The organism is Shewanella nanhaiensis, from assembly GCF_019457885.1.
GTDB classification, from domain to species: Bacteria; Pseudomonadota; Gammaproteobacteria; order Enterobacterales; family Shewanellaceae; genus Shewanella; species Shewanella nanhaiensis.
In genome coordinates, this window is sequence record NZ_JAHZST010000001.1 from 233,919 (window position 1) to 254,439 (window position 20,521).

General features: G+C 42.6%; 14 protein-coding genes. 9 read left to right on the top strand and 5 right to left on the bottom strand.

Annotated elements, in window-relative coordinates:
* Nucleotides 1-104: 104 nt before the first annotated feature.
* Entirely contained in the window at nt 105-1,049 is a 945-nt protein-coding gene (gene prmB / locus K0625_RS00900) for a 50S ribosomal protein L3 N(5)-glutamine methyltransferase (RefSeq protein ID WP_012325625.1), read from the bottom strand.
* A 123-nt stretch (nt 1,050-1,172) separates the two neighbouring features.
* On the opposite strand from prmB, the gene smrB reads away from it, so the two are divergent.
* Nucleotides 1,173-1,703 carry an endonuclease SmrB gene (smrB, locus tag K0625_RS00905; RefSeq protein ID WP_041417700.1) on the top strand — a complete coding sequence of 177 codons (531 nt, stop codon included), beginning with the start codon at nt 1,173-1,175 and terminating at the stop codon, nt 1,701-1,703.
* Nucleotides 1,704-1,820: 117 nt separating this feature from the next.
* Here smrB and sixA read toward each other — a convergent pair whose 3' ends face one another.
* The gene (gene sixA / locus K0625_RS00910) at nt 1,821-2,291 is read right to left on the bottom strand and encodes a phosphohistidine phosphatase SixA (protein ID WP_220108172.1); all 471 of its coding nucleotides are present in this window, start codon (nt 2,289-2,291) and stop codon (nt 1,821-1,823) included.
* 229 nt (nt 2,292-2,520) lie between these two features.
* Here sixA and K0625_RS00915 point away from each other — a divergent pair, with 229 nt between their 5' ends.
* From K0625_RS00915 to K0625_RS00925, 3 genes are all read left to right on the top strand, one after another.
* On the top strand, nt 2,521-5,310 hold the full coding sequence (locus K0625_RS00915) for an insulinase family protein (protein ID WP_220107942.1): 2,790 nt from the start codon (nt 2,521-2,523) through the stop codon (nt 5,308-5,310).
* Nucleotides 5,311-5,731: 421 nt separating this feature from the next.
* Nucleotides 5,732-10,039 (top strand): EAL domain-containing protein, encoded by a 4,308-nt coding sequence (locus tag K0625_RS00920; RefSeq protein WP_333473826.1) that lies wholly within the window; start codon nt 5,732-5,734, stop codon nt 10,037-10,039.
* Nucleotides 10,040-10,186: 147 nt separating this feature from the next.
* Complete coding sequence (locus K0625_RS00925; RefSeq protein ID WP_220107944.1) at nt 10,187-10,561, top strand: hypothetical protein; 375 nt, start codon at nt 10,187-10,189, stop codon at nt 10,559-10,561.
* A gap of 248 nt (nt 10,562-10,809) precedes the next feature.
* On the opposite strand, the gene K0625_RS00930 is transcribed toward K0625_RS00925, so the two are convergent.
* From K0625_RS00930 to fadI, 3 genes are all read right to left on the bottom strand, one after another.
* Entirely contained in the window at nt 10,810-11,016 is a 207-nt protein-coding gene (locus tag K0625_RS00930) for a hypothetical protein (RefSeq protein WP_220107945.1), read from the bottom strand.
* Between the two features lie 257 nt (nt 11,017-11,273).
* The gene (gene fadJ / locus K0625_RS00935; protein ID WP_220107946.1) at nt 11,274-13,415 is read right to left on the bottom strand and encodes a fatty acid oxidation complex subunit alpha FadJ; all 2,142 of its coding nucleotides are present in this window, start codon (nt 13,413-13,415) and stop codon (nt 11,274-11,276) included.
* 6 nt (nt 13,416-13,421) lie between these two features.
* Nucleotides 13,422-14,732 (bottom strand): acetyl-CoA C-acyltransferase FadI, encoded by a 1,311-nt coding sequence (gene fadI / locus K0625_RS00940; RefSeq protein ID WP_220107947.1) that lies wholly within the window; start codon nt 14,730-14,732, stop codon nt 13,422-13,424.
* 423 nt (nt 14,733-15,155) lie between these two features.
* On the opposite strand from fadI, the gene K0625_RS00945 reads away from it, so the two are divergent.
* The 5 genes from K0625_RS00945 to K0625_RS00965 are packed head-to-tail and all read left to right on the top strand — an operon-like array spanning nt 15,156 to nt 20,492.
* On the top strand, nt 15,156-16,112 hold the full coding sequence (locus K0625_RS00945; RefSeq protein ID WP_065188494.1) for an AAA family ATPase: 957 nt from the start codon (nt 15,156-15,158) through the stop codon (nt 16,110-16,112).
* On the top strand, nt 16,113-17,042 hold the full coding sequence (locus tag K0625_RS00950; protein WP_220107948.1) for a DUF58 domain-containing protein: 930 nt from the start codon (nt 16,113-16,115) through the stop codon (nt 17,040-17,042).
* The gene (locus tag K0625_RS00955) at nt 17,042-17,569 is read left to right on the top strand and encodes a DUF4381 domain-containing protein (RefSeq protein WP_220107949.1); all 528 of its coding nucleotides are present in this window, start codon (nt 17,042-17,044) and stop codon (nt 17,567-17,569) included. Before K0625_RS00950 ends, K0625_RS00955 begins: the two co-directional genes overlap by 1 nt.
* On the top strand, nt 17,563-18,555 hold the full coding sequence (locus K0625_RS00960; RefSeq protein ID WP_220107950.1) for a vWA domain-containing protein: 993 nt from the start codon (nt 17,563-17,565) through the stop codon (nt 18,553-18,555). Before K0625_RS00955 ends, K0625_RS00960 begins: the two co-directional genes overlap by 7 nt.
* 2 nt (nt 18,556-18,557) lie before the next feature.
* Nucleotides 18,558-20,492 (top strand): VWA domain-containing protein, encoded by a 1,935-nt coding sequence (locus tag K0625_RS00965; protein WP_220107951.1) that lies wholly within the window; start codon nt 18,558-18,560, stop codon nt 20,490-20,492.
* Nucleotides 20,493-20,521 lie beyond the last annotated feature (29 nt).

Genomic DNA, 20,521 nt, shown 5'->3' on the forward strand with positions numbered 1-20,521 from the left:
ACCACCTGAGATTAGCCCATATGTGCTTTGAGTTACAGAATTAAAAAAGGCTAACTTATTCGTTAGCCTTTTTTATCACCAGTAAACTCAATGACCTCTATTATTTATTCGCTATCTTTATAGATAGCAAACACAGAGCCATGTTCAAGAAGTTGGTCTCGGGTTAACACAAACACACCGTCACCGCCATGTTCGAAGCTTACCCAAGTAAACGGAACATCAGGGAACTGCTCGGCAAGGTGCACCATAGAGTTACCCACCTCCACCACAAGCAAGCCGTCTTCGGTCAGGTAATCAGCTGCATTCGCCAAAATACGCTTAGTTAAATCTAACCCATCACGGCCTGACGCCAAGCCAATCTCTGGCTCATGATGATACTCTTCTGGCATATCATCAATATCTTCGGCATCGACATAAGGAGGATTAGATACGATAAGATCGTAGTGAGGTCCCTTAGGGATTGCAGAGAAAAGGTTCGACTCAATAGGGAAAACCCGGTCCATCACGCCTAAGGTTTCGATATTGATCTGCGCAACCTCAAGTGCATCTTCGCTGATATCTAAAGCATCAACTTCCGCTTCATCGAACTCATAAGCACAAGCTATCGCAATACACGCACTGCCAGTACACAAGTCTAACACGCGGTTGACTGGCTTATTATAAAGCCAAGGGCTAAATCGATTTGCAATCATCTCAGCAATCGGTGAGCGAGGTACAAGTACGCGCTCATCAACATAAAACTGCAGGCCGGCAAACATCGCTTTATTAGTAAGATATGGAACTGGTAGACGCTCTCTTACCCTTCTAAGGATAAGCTCAACAATTTTGTGCTTCTCACTACTGGTTAGGTTTGAGTGTATGACTTGCTGACCAATCTCTTCTGGTAGGTGCAGCGCATGAAAGACTAATGCAATTGCTTCATCCCACGCGTTATCTGTGCCGTGACCATAATATATATTTGCATCGTTAAAACGACTGACGCTCCAACGTAACATATCACCAATGGTGCGTAGCTCTGTCACAGCTTCATCTACAAAAATCTTATCCAAAACTTACTCCAGCATAATAATTCTGCTCCATTGTAACTGAACTCTATTCATATGGCATCGGATTCAATAAAATAGAGAGCCAAATAGAAAACTAATACGCATAAATTTAAAGAACACTCTGATATGAATATGAAAAAAGATACCGAAGATGCAGATCTGTTTTCTACCTTAACGGAAGGGATCAAACCTTTTAAACAGAATAAACGTCATTTCACCGCACCACAAAAAGATAAAAAGCAGCTTGAAGAGAAGGAGCAACAGCTCCATGCCGACAGTTATTTTTCAGATACGTATCAGCCACATCTCCCCAGTGAAGGTGCCATGCGTTGGAATCGTGATGATATAGACAGTTTCGAGGTTAAGCGTCTTAGGCGAGGAGATTATCAACCAGATCTATTACTGGATCTACATGGAATGCGCCAATCGGAAGCCAAACTCGAGCTGGCAGCCCTGATCCAAGCCTGTATAAAGCAACAGATACATTGCTGCTGTGTGATGCATGGACATGGAACGGGAATTTTAAAACAGAATATTCCCATGTGGTTAGCTCAGCATCCCCATGTGATGGCTTTTCATAAAGCCCCTAAAGAGTGGGGAGGCGATGCTGCTTTACTGGTATTAATTGATATTGGCGATCAGCCCTACAGAAGGTAATAAGCTTAAATTTCGAGCTAAAGACAAAGCGGCGAGCCATGAGACAAACACAGGACAAAGAGATCTCGAAAGTTTTCTCCCATATCTAACAAGTCTCACACCCACTCGTAGCTCAAATTAACTTATGGAGTGAGGAGTATGTTGCCACATTAAGCTGCACTGCTCCCCATGCTTATCGATAAGTGCCAGTCCGGAAGTGGCAAACAGTGGCGGCTCAACGCCTCGCACGAGTTCACTCACCATGTAACCTAACAGCGGCATATGGGCAATGACTAACACATTATCCGCTTTATACTGTTCAGCATAAGCTAAGGTCAGGTCTGCCGCGGTACTTGGATCTGACGATGGTGTTAGATCATCTAACACTATCCACTTCCTTGGCTCAGGAAAATGTTTGCTCACCTCTTGCCAACTTTGCTGGGCACGCAGATAGGGACTCACCAACACAAGATCAAATTCAGTCACAGACTTAGCCAACCAGTTACTCACCTCACCAGTATGATAACGACCGGTATCGGTTAAGGTTCGCTCTCTGTCTGAATGGGCAAGATAGCTTGCTTCACCATGACGCATTAAAAATAGCTGCATACCACTCTCGCTACTCATTATTATTATCTTTATATTGCACATTGTAGCCCTAAATCTCATTGGGAAAAACCTAAACTAAGTTATTAATTAGTCGAATAGACCATGAGATATTTGCCAAACACATCGAAGGAGCCCAATATGTATTACCTGTGCTGGAAAATGTGATTGCCTGTAGGCACATTTTATATCTTGGCAGTAATAAAAAGCGCCTGAACATGGAGTTTGCTACTTGAGTGAATCTTTACAAATAATCAAAAGCCCAAATGATCATCGTCACTATCAATACCTAGCATTAGATAACAATTTGTCGGTATTACTGGTCGAAGATAAATTGGCTAACCAAGCTGCAGCCTCTATGGCCGTCAATGTCGGCCACTTTGACGATCCAGCTTCACGACCAGGTATGGCCCACTTTTTAGAACATATGCTTTTTTTAGGGACAGAAAAATTTCCAGACTCAGGCGAGTACCATGCCTTTATTAATCAACATGGTGGCAGTAATAACGCGTGGACAGGAACAGAGCAGACTAATTTTTTCTTCAGTATCGATGCCGATGTATTCGAGGAGTCGTTGGATAGATTCAGCCAATTTTTTATTGCGCCGCTCTTTAACCAAGATCTGGTCGACAGAGAGCGACATGCCATCGAGTCTGAGTTTAGTCTTAAGCTAAAAGATGATATTCGCAGAACATACCAAGTCCAGAAAGAAACGGTCAATCCGAATCACCCTTTCTCGAAGTTTTCAGTGGGAAATCTAGAAACTTTAAGTGGTGAACAATCTGTATTAAGAGAGGAGCTGCTCGAGTTTTACCACAATCACTATAGCGCTAACTTGATGACCCTCTGTTTAGTCGCCCCTCTTCCTCTTCAAGAACTTGAAGTGCTGGCCAAGCATTATTTTAGTGAAATTAACGATCGTCAATTAACCAAACAATACCCAATTGTGCCAATTTACCAAGCGGAGCAGCTGCAAACTCGCATTAATATTATCCCAGTAAAAGATCAAAAAAGGGTTGCTATCACCTTCTCTCTTCCTGAGATAGATCCCTACTATAAACATAAGCCGCTCACTTTTATCAGTCACCTCTTAGGTTATGAGGGACGAGGGAGCTTGCTCTCCTACCTTAAAGATCATGGCTATGCAGTAAACCTGTCCGCTGGCGGCGGTGTCAATGGGTATAACTTCAAAGATTACAACATCAGCATTCAACTAACAGAGAAAGGCGTTATCGAACTAGACACCGTTGTTGAGTGTGCCTTTGAATATATTGAACTGATAAAAACTCAAGGAATGCAAGACTGGCGATACCAAGAGAGGGCTAACCTTCTCAAATTGGCATTCAAATATCAGGAGCAGATTAAACCACTGGATTTGGCCAGCCACCTCAGTATTAATATGCACCATTATGATGTTGAAGATCTGGTATTTGGTGACTATAAGATGGAGGGGCTCAACGTCACTGAAACCATGAGTTTGCTTAATATGATGACACCATCCAATATGAGAATTCAGATCATATCGTCTGAAATGGAGAGCAATAAACAAGCAGCTTGGTACCATACTCCCTATCAGATTCAGCCCTTGGAAAAAGAGCAACTCGAACGCTGGAGCCAGGTAGGCATTCGTCCAGAGTTTGTTCTGCCTAAACAAAACCCCTTTATCATCTCAGACTCAGTTGCAAGGGCAGAGAAAAGCCAGAACAAGGTGCCAGTCATTGTTTCTCAAGAGAATGGTTACCGAATTTGGCACAGAAAGGATGATGAGTTTAACGTGCCAAAAGGCCATATGTACCTCTCAATGGACTCGATTCAGGCTGCTTCCTCCCCGAGGAACGCCGCGCTCACTCGATTATACGTTGAGATGCTGCTCGATTATCTGACTGAATATACTTACCAAGCTGAGGTAGCTGGCCTTAGTTATAATATTTACCCTCATCAAGGTGGGATCACACTGCACCTCACCGGTTTTACAGGTAAACAGGAGGAGTTATTGGCTCTGCTTATTGAAAAAGCCAGAGAACGTAATTTTACCCAAGATAGGTTTAAGCTAATTAAACGCCAGATTTTAAGGACTTGGTACAACCAAACCCGCGCTAAACCTATTTCGCAAATATTTACCAGTTTAACAGTATCACTGCAAAAACGAAGCTATGAGCCATCTAGAATGGCAGAGGAGCTTGAAAACATCAGCTTAGATGATCTCCATAATCATGTTAGAAGCTTTTATGAAAAGATTCATCTTGAAGGTTTAGTCTATGGCGATTGGCTAGTCAGCGAAGTCCAGGCATTAGGGAAGCGACTGGAACATATTTTATCTCTCGTTTCCTCTCCAAGCAGAGAGTCAGAGAGAGAGTTGGTAAACTTATCAGGTTATGGCACCTTAATGCGAGAGTTAATGGTCACACACCAGGACAGTAGCATCATAGTCTACTACCAAGCTAACGAATCTACTCCCGAAATGATGGCCCTATTTAGTTTATTAAACCACACTATGTCATCGACATTTTTCCATGAGCTAAGAACCAAAAAACAGCTTGGCTACATGGTAGGAACAGGTTACCTGCCTTTAAACCGATATCCAGGGATGATCTTCTATATTCAATCCCCCACATCGGGTCCACTTCAGCTACTAGAAGCCATTGACGAATTTATTGCAGACTTTAACTACGCTATTTTGCAGATAACAAATGAGCAGTGGGAGTTAACTAAGCAGGGGCTAATGAATCAAGTGATGGAGCATGATCCTAACTTGAAAACACGAGGTCAGAGGTATTGGTCCAGTATTGGAAATAAAGATTATGACTTTAATCAAAGAGAGCTGGTCGTTGCTGAAATTGAGAAACTGACTCGTTCAGATCTGATTAAGTTTATGATGAAAAAGATGCGTAGTAAGCATAGCGATAGATTAGTTCTGTTTACGACAGGGGAAAATCATCATCAACTTGAACGTCTAACATCCGACAATATGATAACAGACCTTCGTAGCTTTAAAGAAAAAGCCGCGAAGTTTAACTACTAACACCTTAGTATCCAAAGCGAGCTTATCTTCACACCTAATGACAAAACGGTTAACTGGAAGCTTTAGGTTAACCGTTCCCCTTTACCGAATAACACCCTGTAAACAAACAAATTCACCCTGATGATAAAAGTGCATTAGCTGTACAATTATCCAGCTCCCACTCAGTTAATATATCATTGCCAAACTTGCTCACATCTCAGAAGAATCCACCTAGAAAATACTAAAAAGCCCAATATTAATGCGGATTCATGATATAAAACAGTACACTGCCCATTATAAAAATGAAAATAGTAATAATTATCACCAGTAAAAGCCTGTGATACTTTGACAAACCGTTCACTTTCTGAAAAAGTAAGGTTAAGCAACTGTTACACCCGCATTTCTGACTAATAATTAAACTAAAATGATGCCTAACGCGCTTATGAAAATAATTACAACATTCCTGTTGGCCCTCTGTATTTCCGGCCAATCGGTTGCTGTAGAATCTAATTTTATAACTAAAGAGAAAGTTATAAAGTCTATTCACACCCCAAAACTTCTAAAAATAAAAAGCTACGGTGTATCGGAAGGATTATCTCAAAGTGCAGTAACTTCACTCGTTGAAGATGCTGATGGTTTTGCTTGGATTGGAACATTGAATGGACTCAATAGATTCGATGGTGGTGAATTCAAACAATATTTTTCTTTCAAAGAAAAAAACTCTCTACCAAGCTCCTTTATTAGAAGCCTTTACTTCTCGGAAAAATATGGTCTATTCATTGGGACTGATAAAGGATTAACTGTTTATAACAAAGCTGATGATGATTTTATTCTAATTAACAACCTGCTTTCTCAACAAATATGGACTATCACTGAACACAACGACCAAATTATAGTTGGAACAGAGAACAAAATAATTTATTTAAATAATAAATTAGAATATATAAAATCTATAGATGGTGATTTTGGAGGTATTAAAAAAATTATTTTTTCCAACAGATTAATATATGTAAGGAATTACATGGGAGATATAATAGCAATTGACAACATTGAAAAAAAAGTAATCTCCGACAATACTAACGATATTGTAGCAGCGCACGGAAAAGTAATAATAATAAGGCCAGATGGTGTTTTTGAAATATTAGATGAAAAAGTAAGAAAAATAAATAACAATCACTACTCCAACCTTACGGCACTATCCAATAAATATATATCAATAAAAGAACAAAATATCTATTCCATTAGTACAGACTTCTCTCAAACTAGTATTGACAGATTGGACATAAAGAACATAGAAGTTACTAACCCTCAAGTAATAAGAGGAAAAAAAACAAACTACATTACAACTCATAACATAGGATTTTTAGTTAATTATGATTATAACAATACAATATCAACAATAGATATAGAAGATAAAAATATTTGGTCTATAGCTAAAGATCTAAAATCAAACTTATTTATTGCTACTGGTTCAAAATATATAAACTCATATAGTAAATCTAATAAGATAGTTGCTAAATACAACACTGAGGCCGAGGGACCAAAACAAGTTACAACACTAGAAGATAGTTTATTCGTAACGACAACGGAAGGGTTACTGTCAATTGACAAGCATAGTAAAAATAGAGAAGTGCTAAGTCCCGGCCCATTCTTTGCCATTCATCACTCACAATTTGATGAAGCAGTTTATGCTGGTACAACTGACGGAAGAGTTATTGAAGTTTCTGAAAATAAACAAATTATCATGGAACACAGTGTAGATATTGGAAACCCAGTTTTTGATATTAAAAAATCTAGTACATCTCTTTGGGTTGCGACGCAAGGTGGACTTTTTAAAATTCAAGATGGAAAAATTGAAAATATTTTTAATAAAGGTATCGTCATTAGTATTTCTCTATCGACAAACAATGAAGATATTTATTTTGGAACAGAGACGTCACTATTAAAATTCACAGCCAAAGACAAAAAAATAGAAACTATCTACTCAAACAATAGGCCAATTTACTCTATTGTCACTGACACCGATTACATATACTCCACTTCGATAAAAGAGCTGATAGTTACACAAATACTTGATAACAAAACAATTTCCCTTTCAGATACTTATGGAAGTCAAGATGAGTATAATGCACAATCAATTTTAGACTTTAACAACACAATATACATCGGGGGTATTTCAGGTATTAGTGCGATGTCAAAAGTGGTTATTGATAAGATATTCTCATCGTCAAAAGCACCTAAAGCCAATATCAATGAGCTATTAGTTTTCAACATCCCCGTTAACATAGGAAGCTCGATTTTAAAAGAAAACATTTCCTCGACAAAGAAAATAACATTAAAATATTCTGACTACCCTTTTACATTAAAATTTAATAGCCCTGGCAATGGTAGTGAAAAAATTGATTATATATATCAAATGCAGGGACTATCTGAATCTTGGATTCATTCTGAAGGAATAAACTCTGCTACTTATACTAACCTATCTTCTGGTGAGTACACCTTTAATATTTATGCTTTTGATCCCTTGACTCATAACCAAGGAGAAATAAAGAGCCTAAATATATTAATAACCCCTCCATGGTGGTTATCAAAACAAGCAAAACTTATCTACTTCATAGTTGCACTCATTATTTCAGCTGTGATAGTTCAAAGCATACTTCGTCGCCGTGAAGTTCAGAAAAAAATAGCTAAATCAGAGGAGAGGCTGAAGCTTTCTCTCTGGGGCAGTGGCGATGAGATGTGGGATTGGGATATCGAAACAGGACAGATATACCGTTCTAATATCTGGGGCTCTCTCGAATTTCCAAAAGATGGGCAAAGGTCTGGCGATGCCGATGAGGAGAGTAATATTCATCCCATGGATCAAGACCGTGTCACTAAGGCACTGAACAGTCATTTCGATGGTAACAGCGATCATTTTGAAGCAGCATATCGAGTAAAGGGGAAGTCGGATGAATGGGTGTGGATCTTAGACAGAGCAAAAATAGTTGAACGAGATGAAAAAGATAACCCTCTGCGTATGACAGGTACAATTAAAAATATTAATAACTTTAAAAATGCAGAGGAACAACTTCGCTTATTTGAACGCGCGATTGCCAATATCTCCGAAGGCATGTTTATTTTGGATAATAACTTTATCTTTGTAGAGGTCAACGAAGCCTGTTGTGAACTAAGCCTTATTCCCAAAGAGCAATTTATTGGCTCACTATTCAAATTTAACCTCTACCCAGACAGCTATTCAGAGCAGATACGTTCAATTCTTCATCAGCAAGGTAGCTGGAGCAATGATGTTGAATCAGCAAAAGGAGACGGCACGAGTTTCCTCATGGAACTAACGGTTGATGCTATCTATAACGAATTAGGACAACTATCTCATTATGTCGGTGTATTTTCAGATATCTCTCGACGTAAACTGCAAGAGGAGGAGTTAAGAAAGCTCACCAATAATGATCTCTTAACTAACCTGCCGAACCGCTCAAGTTTAATGGTGACCTTAGGTAACTTGGTAAAGAGAGATACTCATCATACTCTGATGGTACTGGATCTCGATAATTTCAAAAAGATCAATGACTCCATGGGGCATCAGATAGGTGATGAGTTATTAATAAAGGTCGCTAAACGTATCGAAGCCGCTGTTCCCTATCATACGAGTATCTATCGCTTGGGCGGCGATGAATTTGCCATATTAGTTGATAATAACCCTGACATTGGCTCCAGTGCCGTGATCGCAAACAATGTTATTGATGCTTTCGCCAGCCCGTTTGAACTCACCTCAGAAAAAGTCGTAGTGGGCCTTAGTATCGGTATTGTGCTCTATCCAGAGGACGATCAAAATGAACAAGCATTGCTACGTAAAGCGGATATTGCGATGTACCATGCTAAATCAGGGGGAGGCAACCGCTACCAATTCTACTCAGAATCAATTAACCGAAATGCAATAAGGCAACTGGAAGTTGAGAACCTTATTCGTGAAGGTTTACGTGATGATCTGTTTGAAGTCTATTACCAACCTAAAATAGCACTAAAAACAGGTAGAATGGCGGGAATGGAAGCCTTAGTCAGGCTTAATCATCCTGAACACGGATTAATTCCACCCAGCGAGTTTATTCCTTTAGCTGAAGAAAACGGCTTAATTGTCGATATCGGTGATTTAGTGATGAGAAAAGCATGCTTTGCTACTCAGAAATGGCGAAGTTTAGGCCTGTTTGATGGTCGGGTAGCCGTCAATTTATCATCATACCAATTTGCCCTCCCAGATCTTCAGCAGCGTATTGAGTCAATTTTACGACTCACTCAGCTACCAGCAGCAAACCTAGAGTTAGAGATCACCGAAGGTACTGTGATTAAACAGCCCGAGAAAGCCATTAAGGTGATGCAACAGCTATCAAAAATGGGAGTCAGCTTAGCTCTGGATGACTTTGGCACAGGCTACTCCTCACTCTCATACCTAAAACGTTTTCCAATTCATACTCTGAAAATTGACAAAGCATTTGTCGATGATATCGATAAATCTGACAGAGATCTGAAGATGGTCGACTCCATAATTACTATCGCTCACAACATGGGGCTATCGGTTGTCGGAGAAGGAGTTGAAGATGCCTCTCAACTGAGCATACTAAAAGCACTAAAATGTGAAGAGATACAAGGTTTTCTATTTAGTAAAGCGGTCACTGAAAATCAGTTCAGTGAGCTACTAGAGAAGAATTTCATTGAACCTGACATAGTACAAAAAAACACAAAAGCAATTTAAATGGCAATAAACCAGCAACAAAAAACACAAGATACTGAAAACATGGCATAACAACTGCAACATTTATCTCAAGTGTCAAAAATAATGACAGCCTTATAAATTCGAAACCATCACTTGATGGTTTCAATAACTTGAGAGAAGAATAACATGATTAAAATACTAGCTACCTCTATCGCGCTTGCACTGACAGCTCCAGCTGCGGCATTTGAAATTCCTGCAACAGATTCTAATCAGTTACTTCTATCTAATGTCCCCCATGTGAAATTTAAGCCACTGCAAACCGCTAACGTACCACATGTGAAGTTTAAACCACTGCAAACCGCTAACGTGCCTCATGTGAAGTTTAAGCCACTACAAACTGCTAACGTGCCTCATGTGAAGTTTAAGCCGCTACAAACTGCTAACGTGCCACATGTGAAATTTAAGCCGCTACAAACTGCTAACGTGCCTCATGTGAAGTTTAAGCCACTACAAACTGCTAACGTGCCACATGTGAAATTCATCAACTCAATAACAGCTTAGGCTTAAGGAGAGACATTATGTTTGATTCAATCATGAAAGCTCTTGGTCTTATTAACAAACCTGAGCGTAGAAGAGTGCAACTTCCTGAAGGATTAAATCACCTAGAGGTGATCCCAGCCAAAGTCTGGTGGCACTAGACCATTTAGTTAGAAAGCATTCAGTTAAAAAGCATTAACTGAAATTAAAGACAAAAATGGAGCCATAGGCTCCATTTTTTTATCCGTTAGATTCAAAAATAGAACTTTAAATTAGCATCGGATCTGGCTAGAGCCTTTTGTTGTGGCTTTTTTCATAGCAAATCGTTTGTGAGTATTTAACAGAGGATAACCCGCAGGCCCCAGTAGTAGGCCAACAACTGCCCAACGCTTCACCCCAAGTCCAGCCTGAAACGCAAGTTTTCCCATAACAAAACTCGACAACGGCAACACAGTGGCGATGAAAATTGATAGTAACATTTATCTAGAACCTCTCTAGTAGGGTCAACAGCAGATAAAAGAAGGCTAACCCTTGCATCCTCCTAGCAAATCTATACCAAGAGTTACAAGCTAACCTTAAAAACGGAATTATTTTACACTAAAGAGTATGGTGAAGAGAGTAAAATATAGGCTAAACAGTTCCTCTTACGTATAAAAAAGCGGCAAATTATTGCCGCCACTTTAGAGCTTAAAACTGACAGTCAGGTCCCTGCCAGACAAAAGCGTCAATTAAATGACTAATCAAAGAACTTATCACCATCTTTGGCCATCTGTTTTAGCTGATCACAAGGTGTAAATCTATCACCAAACTCAGCCTGATAAGCTTCAAGCTTAGACACTAAAACATCAGCGCCTAGTGTATCTATGTAGTGGAATGGGCCCCCCAAGAAAGGAGGGAAACCTATCCCAAAAATAGCGCCGATGTCACCATCTCTTGGTGAAGCGATAATCCCCTCCTCTAAGCAACGAACGGCTTCATTAAGCATCTGCACAACACAGCGCTGTGACATTTCAGCAAGCTCGCTAGAATGCTCATTGCTATTTTCTGGTGTTCTTAATCCCAACACTCCGTAAACTGAGCTATCTACTTGCTTAGCCTTCTTCTTACTTTTACTGCCATAAAGGTAGAAGCCTTTGTTATTCTTACGACCTTTACGCTCATCTGCCAATAACTTATCAAATGCGGCTGGCGCTAAAAAACGTGCTCCAAGCTCTCCCTCTAAAATGGGTGATATCTTAGCACCGACATCAATGCCAACTTCATCTAATAACGTCATAGGTCCAACTGGGAAGCCAAACTTAACTAACGCCTTATCTAAGGCTTCAACAGATCTGCCTTCAAGAAGTAGTTGCGCTGCTTCGTTCATATACAGAGCTAAAATTCGATTCACATAAAAACCAGCACCATCTTGTACAACAATTGGCGTCTTACCTTGTTTACGTGCAAAAGCCACTGTCGTCGCAATAGTTTCGGCAGAGGTTTTCTTATGAGCAATAACCTCAACCAATGGCATCTTCTCTACCGGCGAAAAGTAGTGCAAACCGATAACATTTTCAGGTCGACTCGCAGCTTGTGCTATTTGAGCAATTGGTAAAGAGGAGGTGTTCGATGCAAAAATGGTATTTTCGCCACATTCACGCTCAACATCTTTAACCATCTGGTGCTTAAGATTTAGATCTTCAAATACTGCTTCAACCACAATATCGGCATCTTTTATGCCTTTATACTCAGTAGTTGTCGTCATCAAGGACATAAGATTATCTCTCACTGCTGGCGTCATATGACGACGCTTTACTCCTTTATCCAATAACTTGTACGCATAGGAAAGTGCATTGCTTAGTCCCTGCTCACTGATATCTTTGACTCGAGCTGGGATCTTAGCCTTGGTCGTCGTCACGGAGGCAATACCGCCTCCCATCAACCCACCACCAAGTACCATCACCTTTTTGGCGCTCCGTGGCTTAGCATCACCAGCCCCACTCTCTTTTTTCATCTCCGTCGTGGCAAAAAAGATACTTCTTAATGCTTCAGACTCTTTTGAGACGACAAGATCGGCAAAATGGCTAGCCTCAACCTCAAGCCCTTTGACTATGCCTTTAGCCATCCCTTGACGTACACAATCGATAATTTTAGCGGGTGCTGGATAATTACCCTGTGTCTTCTTCTGTACCTGCTTACCTGCTTGGTCAAAAATAATACTACGGCCAGCATTCGTACCTTCAAGGACACGATTGATCATTGACAGTTTTGGTTTTGACGAGGCACGCTTGCCTTTCAATGCCATCTCTACCGCAGTTTGCAGTAGTATCGACTCTGGCACCATATCATCAATCAAACCCAGTTTAAGTGCCTGCTTTGGACGTAGCTGTTTACCCGTTAGCATCATATCCAGTGCCGATGTGATCCCAACTAGCCTAGGTAGCCTTTGTGTACCGCCACCACCAGGAAGGAGTCCTAACTGAACTTCAGGCACCCCCATCATGGTTTTACTGTTTAAACTACAGACACGCTGATGGCAAGCAAGAGCCAGCTCTAAACCGCCCCCCAAACAAGCGCCGTTAATGGCTGCAATAACAGGAATCGAGAGTGATTCAAGTTCATTGAAAACAATATGTCCCTGCTGAGAAAGCTGCTTTGCATCTGCAGCCGTTTCACAAGCATCCAACATTGAGATATCGGCGCCAGCAACAAAAGAGTCTTTTTTACCAGAGATAAGCACTAAGCCTTTAATGCTGCTATCACCCTTGATATCGGCTAACACTTGGCTAATCTCAGGTCCAAATTCGGCCCGCAGTGTATTCATACTCTCGCCAGGAACATCCATGGTCAGTACGGCAATGCCATCTTCACGTTTAGTTAAATTAAATGTCTTATCCATTACCATTTACTCCACTTCAACTATCATTGCCGCACCTAAACCACCCGCAGCACATGCGGTGGTCAGCCCCGTACCACCGCCGCGACGTTTAAGCTCGTTACACACTTGTGTTATCAATCTCGCTCCTGTCGCAGCAAACGGGTGACCATAAGCAAGGGAGCCACCCAACACGTTAAATTTGCTCATATCTATCTCACCAATAGCGCGGTTACGACCTAACTTCTCCAGTGCAAACTTCTTCGAAGCAAACATTTTCATATTGGCAAGAGCTTGAGCGGCAAATGCTTCATGCATCTCAATCAATGTCAGATCTTCAAGCTCCATCCCCGCACGTTTAAGTGCTATCGGTGTCGCATAAGATGGTCCCATCAACATATCTTCCCATACGTCAATGGCACTAAACGCGTAGCTTTTGATGTAACCAATCGGGTTATAGCCTAGTGCCTTAGCGCGGCTTTCACTCATCAATAGAATCGCAGATGCACCATCTGTCAGCGGTGTACTTGTCGCAGCTGTAACTGTGCCGTGTTTACGGTCAAAAGCTGGTCTTAATTTGGCATAGGATTCGATAGAGGAGTTTTCGCGAATGTTATTGTCGCGATCGATAAAAGCTTTATAAGGTGGCACATGGGCTGTCATCACCTCTTGGGCCAGATTGCCGCTGTTCCAAGTTTCTGTCGCAAGAGAGTGAGAGCGGTGAGCGAGTGCATCTTGATCGGCTCGGCTAATGTTATAGGTTTTAGCCATCTGCTCAGCGGTTTGTCCCATCGACAACCCTGTTGAATATTCAGCAACCGCAGGGGGAACAGGCAGTAGGTCTTTCAAACCAAGGCGACGGAAGATTGCCAGCTTTTGACCAAATGAGCGTGCCTTATTAAGATCTACCAACGCATGAGCTAACTTCTTTGACACGCCAATTGGCAAAACAGAGGATGAATCAGAACCACCAGCAATACCGATATCAATATTGCCAGTCATGATAGATTCAGCCACATTAACTGTAGATTGAAAACTGGTCGCACAAGCTCGTGTCACACTGTATGCGTCAGTAGCGATATCCATGCCAGTGCCCAATACTATCTCACGGGCAATATTTGGCGCAGCCGGCATCTGAACCACCTGGCCATAAACCAGCTGCTGTATCTCTTTCGGGTCAAGCTCTGAACGTGAAAGCAGCTCATTGACAACCATCTTGCCCATATCTAATGCTGATACACCGTGAAATGCGGTGGCCTGCTTAGCAAAAGGGGTTCTCAACCCAGTTACTATTGCAATACGATCGCCTTTTGCGTTCGTTACCTGTTGTCTGTCACTCATTTTTCACCCTCTTCTTATACGCCCCGACTCAATGCGGTCGACGATATTATGTCCCTGCGGCTATCAATGAACCGAACCCGATAAAGATACATCACATATAACAGGTCTGACCATTAAAATGTGATCTGATTCTAACTTCTTACAGGCAAGTTTTAAACACTTGTTTGGTTTTTAAACCGAAATTTATCTAAAAACACTATTATTAACAATGTTTAATGGAGTTTATTTGAAAGCTTATTGTCCTAGATAAATTGATAATAATTAAGTAAATGTAGTTAGAGCGACAAATGCCTGTATCTCTAAGTCATACAATAGTGATGACTTTATACACTAATGGTAAATTGGCACTAGCCAAACCCTATGGGAATTTTTTACCATGTTGTTGGTCTATATCCAAACTAACTAAAATAACCGAGTAGCATCATGCCTTTGAGTCGATTTCACGCATTACGCGAATACCTGAACAAGGTCATTTTAGGACAACCCGTCCTGACCGAAAACCTGTTAATAGCACTAATTGCCGATGGACATTTACTCGTAGAGGGGCCTCCAGGCTTGGCAAAAACCCGCGCAGTTAAAGCCCTGTGTGATGGCGTAGAGGGAGACTTCCATCGCGTGCAGTTTACCCCAGATCTACTGCCTGCCGATCTTACCGGCACCGATATCTACCGCGCACAAACTTCAAGTTTTGAGTTTGAAGCAGGCCCTATCTTCCATAACCTGATTTTGGCCGATGAGATAAACCGAGCACCAGCAAAAGTACAATCGGCACTGCTAGAAGCGATGGCTGAAGGTCAAGTCACCGTTGGAAAGAACAGCTACAAACTGCCTGAGCTATTTTTGGTGATGGCAACACAAAACCCATTAGAGAATGAGGGAACCTATCCACTTCCTGAAGCTCAGCTCGATCGATTCCTTATGCACCTTAATCTGGATTACCCCAGCGCTGAGACTGAATTTGAGATCATGCGTATGTCGCGCAAAGAGGCATTGAAACAAGATGCCCCCACGGTTGAACCCATCATTCAAAAAGATATCTTTGAAGCAAGAGATGAATCTCTAGAGCTCTACCTTGCTGAGCCGCTGGAGCACTATATCGTCGATATCATCATGGCTACCCGTCAGCCACAGAAGTTCAGCGATGAGCTAGCTTCTTGGCTCGAGTATGGTGTCAGCCCACGTGCTACTTTAGCGCTAGAGCGATGTGCGCGTGCCCGAGCTTGGCTATATGAGCGTGACTTTGTTTCACCTGAAGATATTCAAGCAGTTGCCCCCAACGTACTAAGGCATAGGCTGCTGTTGAGTTATCAGGCACAAGCGGAAGGGATCAGCAGTGATCATGTGATTAACCATATTCTTTCTCAAGTTGCGGTACCTTAAATGGCCGATACTAGACTACCGCTTTTTTCTAACGGGGTTAACCTGACACAAAAAGAGCTGTTGGCTTGTCAAACTATCGCCAGAGCTCTACCGGAAAAGCGCTCAAAGGCTCGGGCAAATTTAGCGGGTCATCGTGCAAGCTTGATTAAGGGTCGGGGAATGGAGTTTGCCGAAGTGCGCCATTACCAACCCGGTGATGATGTTCGCACCATAGACTGGCGCGTTACGGCGCGAACAGGCAAGGTACACACTAAGCTTTTTGTTGAGGAGAGAGAGCGCCCGGTTCTGATCTTACTCGATCTGAGTCATAGCCTCTATTTTGGTTCAAGCTTGCTGCTTCAATCAGTACAAGCCGCCCACTTGGCGACCACCTTAGGCTGGAGTGCGATTCAGCACGGGGATCGTCTTGGCGCTTTGATTGCCACAGAGATGGAGCATCTGGAGCTTAAACCTAGAAGCCGTCAACAGGGCATACTTCAACTTATCTCTGCGATACAGTCATTACATGAAAGGCAGCTTAATCAGCTTTCAGAATATCAATCTGAGCCTGAACATCTGTTTAGAGCTTGCCAACGGCTCAGACGAATTGCGAAACCAGGCTCATTGATCTGGATAATCAGTGATGGATCTAACCTCACTGAAAACTGCCTTGCTCCTCTGTCAGATCTTAAGCGCCACTGTGATATGGGGGCTTTTCTCATTACCGATCCTCTGCGGCAAGGTACCCTGGCTTTACCTAAACAGTTTCAACTGCCAGTCAAAGAGGGAAACAGAGAGATGGTGCTTAATAGAGCCGGCTATGATGCCTGGCTACAAAAGCAACTCAGCTCACAAGCCCACTTTACACAGATGATGCAAAAGTTGAATGTGAGAACACGCTTTATCGATGCTGGTATGAGTTTAAACGATCAAATAGGGAGCTTGAGATAATGCAAGCAGCCGCTACTAACCCCGCTCTTCAGGCTTTGAAAGATATTCACACTCCCGCAGTGGTGGAGAGTTGGCCCATTGCTCCGGGCTATTGGCTTATTCTATTGGTATTAGTCAGTGCACTTCTTTTTACTGTTATCTGGCTCAAACGCAGACATCAACGCTCAGCGGCAAAGCGTGCTGCGCTTATGGAGCTCGAGAGACTCGATATTCACAACACCAATATCTGCGTAGAGATCAACACCCTCATTAAACGTGCCGCTCTCAGTTACTTGCCAAGAGAAGATGTAGCAGGCTTAGAGGGTCAAGCTTGGTATGCCTGGATAAATAGTCAGGTAAAACAGGCGCTCCCAGAGCTTCAAAAACTACTCGATAGACGTTATCAAAGAGAGCCATTAACACCCGATGAGGCTCAAAGATTAAAACAGATAACGGCAAACTGGCTAAAGGAGGCACTCCCTCTTGCACACAAAAAGAGTGTTCAACCGCCACTTTCACACAAGCAGGGGCAAGAACTAAAATGCTAACACTTGGATGGGCTTGGTTACTCCTATTGTTGCCCTTACCGCTTATTTTCAGAAAGAAACAACAAGATGTTGAGATAAGTGGCCACTTACACCTGCCTGGCATCGCTCAAAATGGCAAGCAGGAGATGGAACAGAGCCCCTCATCTCGTAAAACCTACTGGGTGATCTGGATATTATTGGTTATCGCCGTTGCCAGACCTCTTTGGATGGGCGATCCCATTGAGTTACCCAGTAAAGGTCGCGATCTGATGGTCGCGGTGGATCTCTCTGGCAGTATGCAGATTGAAGATATGGTGCTTGACGGTAAAGCCGTCAACCGATTCATTATGGTTCAAAGTGTTGTCAGTGACTTTATTGAGCGCCGAAAAGGGGACAAACTGGGATTAATTCTGTTTGCTGACCATGCCTATCTTCAGGCACCGTTAACTCAAGATAGACGTTCAGTTGCTCAATTTCTCAAAGAGGCGCAGATAGGCTTAGTCGGCAAACAAACCGCCATCGGTGAGGCCATTGCTCTGAGTGTTAAACGTTTCGATCTTGTTGACGAAAGTAACCGTATATTGGTGCTGTTAACCGATGGCTCTAATAACTCAGGTTCAATCTCTCCCGAGCAAGCGGCTGATATTGCCGCCAAACGAGGTATAAAAATATACTCAATAGGCGTTGGTGCAGATGTGATGGAGCGTCGAACGCTATTTGGTAAGGAGCGCGTAAACCCCTCTATGGATCTCGATGAGGAGCAACTCACCTCTTTGGCTCAAACCACAGGAGGACGATACTTCCGTGCCAGAAACTCGCAGGAGCTAGAGCAGATCTATCAAGAGATAGATAAATTGGAGCCGATAAGCCGAGATCAAGTCAGCTATCGACCTCAATCGGAACTCTTTTACCTGCCATTAGCCGCAGCTCTTATTGTCTCAATCTTAATAGCTTTGGCTCAACTGCCGCTTATGAGACAGTTAAATATTCGCTGGGGAGAGAAATAATCATGTTGCACTTCTTACGTCCGGAGTGGTTTTTAGCTCTACTTCCTTTACTTATTATTCTGATATTGATCTGGAAAGCTGAGCGAGTAAACTCCACTTGGAGCCGCTATATCTCTCCTCATCTAGCTAACTTTTTAGTCTCCAAGAGTCAGCAGGTTAAGCGCAGCAACCTTAGTTATCTGGCCGCTTCTTGGTTTATCGCCGTACTTGCCCTTTCAGGGCCCGCCATCTCTAAACAGTCACTGCCAGTATTTGAAGCCGCACAGGGACGAGTGATCCTTATGGATATGTCCCTCTCTATGTACGCTACCGATCAGGCACCCAACAGACTGACACAAGCCAAGTTTAAAGCCACAGATCTGATTGAAGCATTAACTGAAGGGGAAACGGGGCTTATCGCCTATGCAGGCGATGCGTTTACCATTAGCCCGCTAACACGCGATAGAGCAACACTGCTGAATCTACTGCCAACACTCTCACCACAGATAATGCCAGTTAGAGGTTCCAACCTCCCTGCAGCACTTGAGCAAGGAAAAAGTTTACTGGCGCAAGGCGGACATATACAAGGTGATATTATTTTGCTCGCAGATGGTGTCAGCACAAGTCAGATGAATGCAGCTAAAAAGGTATTAAAGGGAACTCAATACCGGCTTTCAATCTTAGCCTTTGGCAGCGAACAAGGCTCACCAATTCGCCTCCCTGACGGTCAGTTGCTACGTGATAATAGCAACCAAGTGGTTGTTGCTAAAACCGATTACTCGTTACTCAATGAATTAGTTCAAAACGCCGATGGTATACTTGTCCCCTTTCGCAGTGATGGCGCAGATCTTGAGCAGTTAACTCAGTGGCTAAACACCAGCAGTGATGACACTAAAGCCACAGATCTTAATGGCGAAGCCTGGCAAGATGCTGGCCCCTATATCGCACTATTATTGCTACTGCCAGTTCTACTTAGCTTTAGACATGGATTAATTGCATCACTACTTGTATTGACCGTCTACCAGCCCTCGCCAGTTATGGCAGCGACTTGGGATGATCTATGGAAGACCAAAGATCAGCAGGGAATGCAAGCCTATCAAGCTGAAGATTACAGCAATGCATCGACGACTTTTACCGATCCTCAATGGCAAGCCAGTGCGCACTATAAAGCTGGTGAATATGATGAGGCGCTGAGCTTATTTGAGCAAGATAACAGTGCATCAGGGCTCTATAACCAAGGCAATAGCTTAATGCAGAAAGGTGAATTTGAGCTGGCTGCGCAGCGTTACAGCAAAGCACTGGAACTCGACCCCAAGCTTGACGGGGCCAATGAGAACCTTGAACTTGCCAAAAAATTAGAGCAGGAAAAGCGAGAAAGCCCTGAAAAATCTGATAACAGTGACAAATCAGAGCAAGGTGAGGAAGGCGATCAACAAGATAAGCAATCCGATCAGAGTAACTCAGAACAAGGTCAAGATCAGGAGCAAAAGCAACAAGATCAAAACGGTGAGCAGGACAATCAAGAACAGCAAGGCGATCAACAACAAAACTCAGAACAATCTGACTCACAGCAGAATGAGCAGCAATCATCGAAAGATAATGATGCGCAGATGCAAGCCGATCCTAACGAGCAGCAACAAACCGCCAATGACAATGATGAAAATCAACAAGCTCAAAACAGTGATGAGAAAGCTGCGGCTAAAGATGACGAGAGTAAAGAGGAGCAAACGGCTCAAGCTCAAGCGATGCAGCAGGAACAAAATGAGCAACAAGGTGAACAACAGCAGACCCAAGCCGCACAAGCGGTAACCGGGCCTGAGGAACTCCCCCCAGAGATGGAGCGCGCAATGCGCGCCTTGGTCGATGATCCTCAAGTTTTACTCAGAAACAAGATGCAACTTGAATATCAAAAGCGTCGTATGCAAGGCCTAGCATCTAAGGAGCAGGAACAGTGGTAACAGATAAGCGATTACTCACTCAATATCAG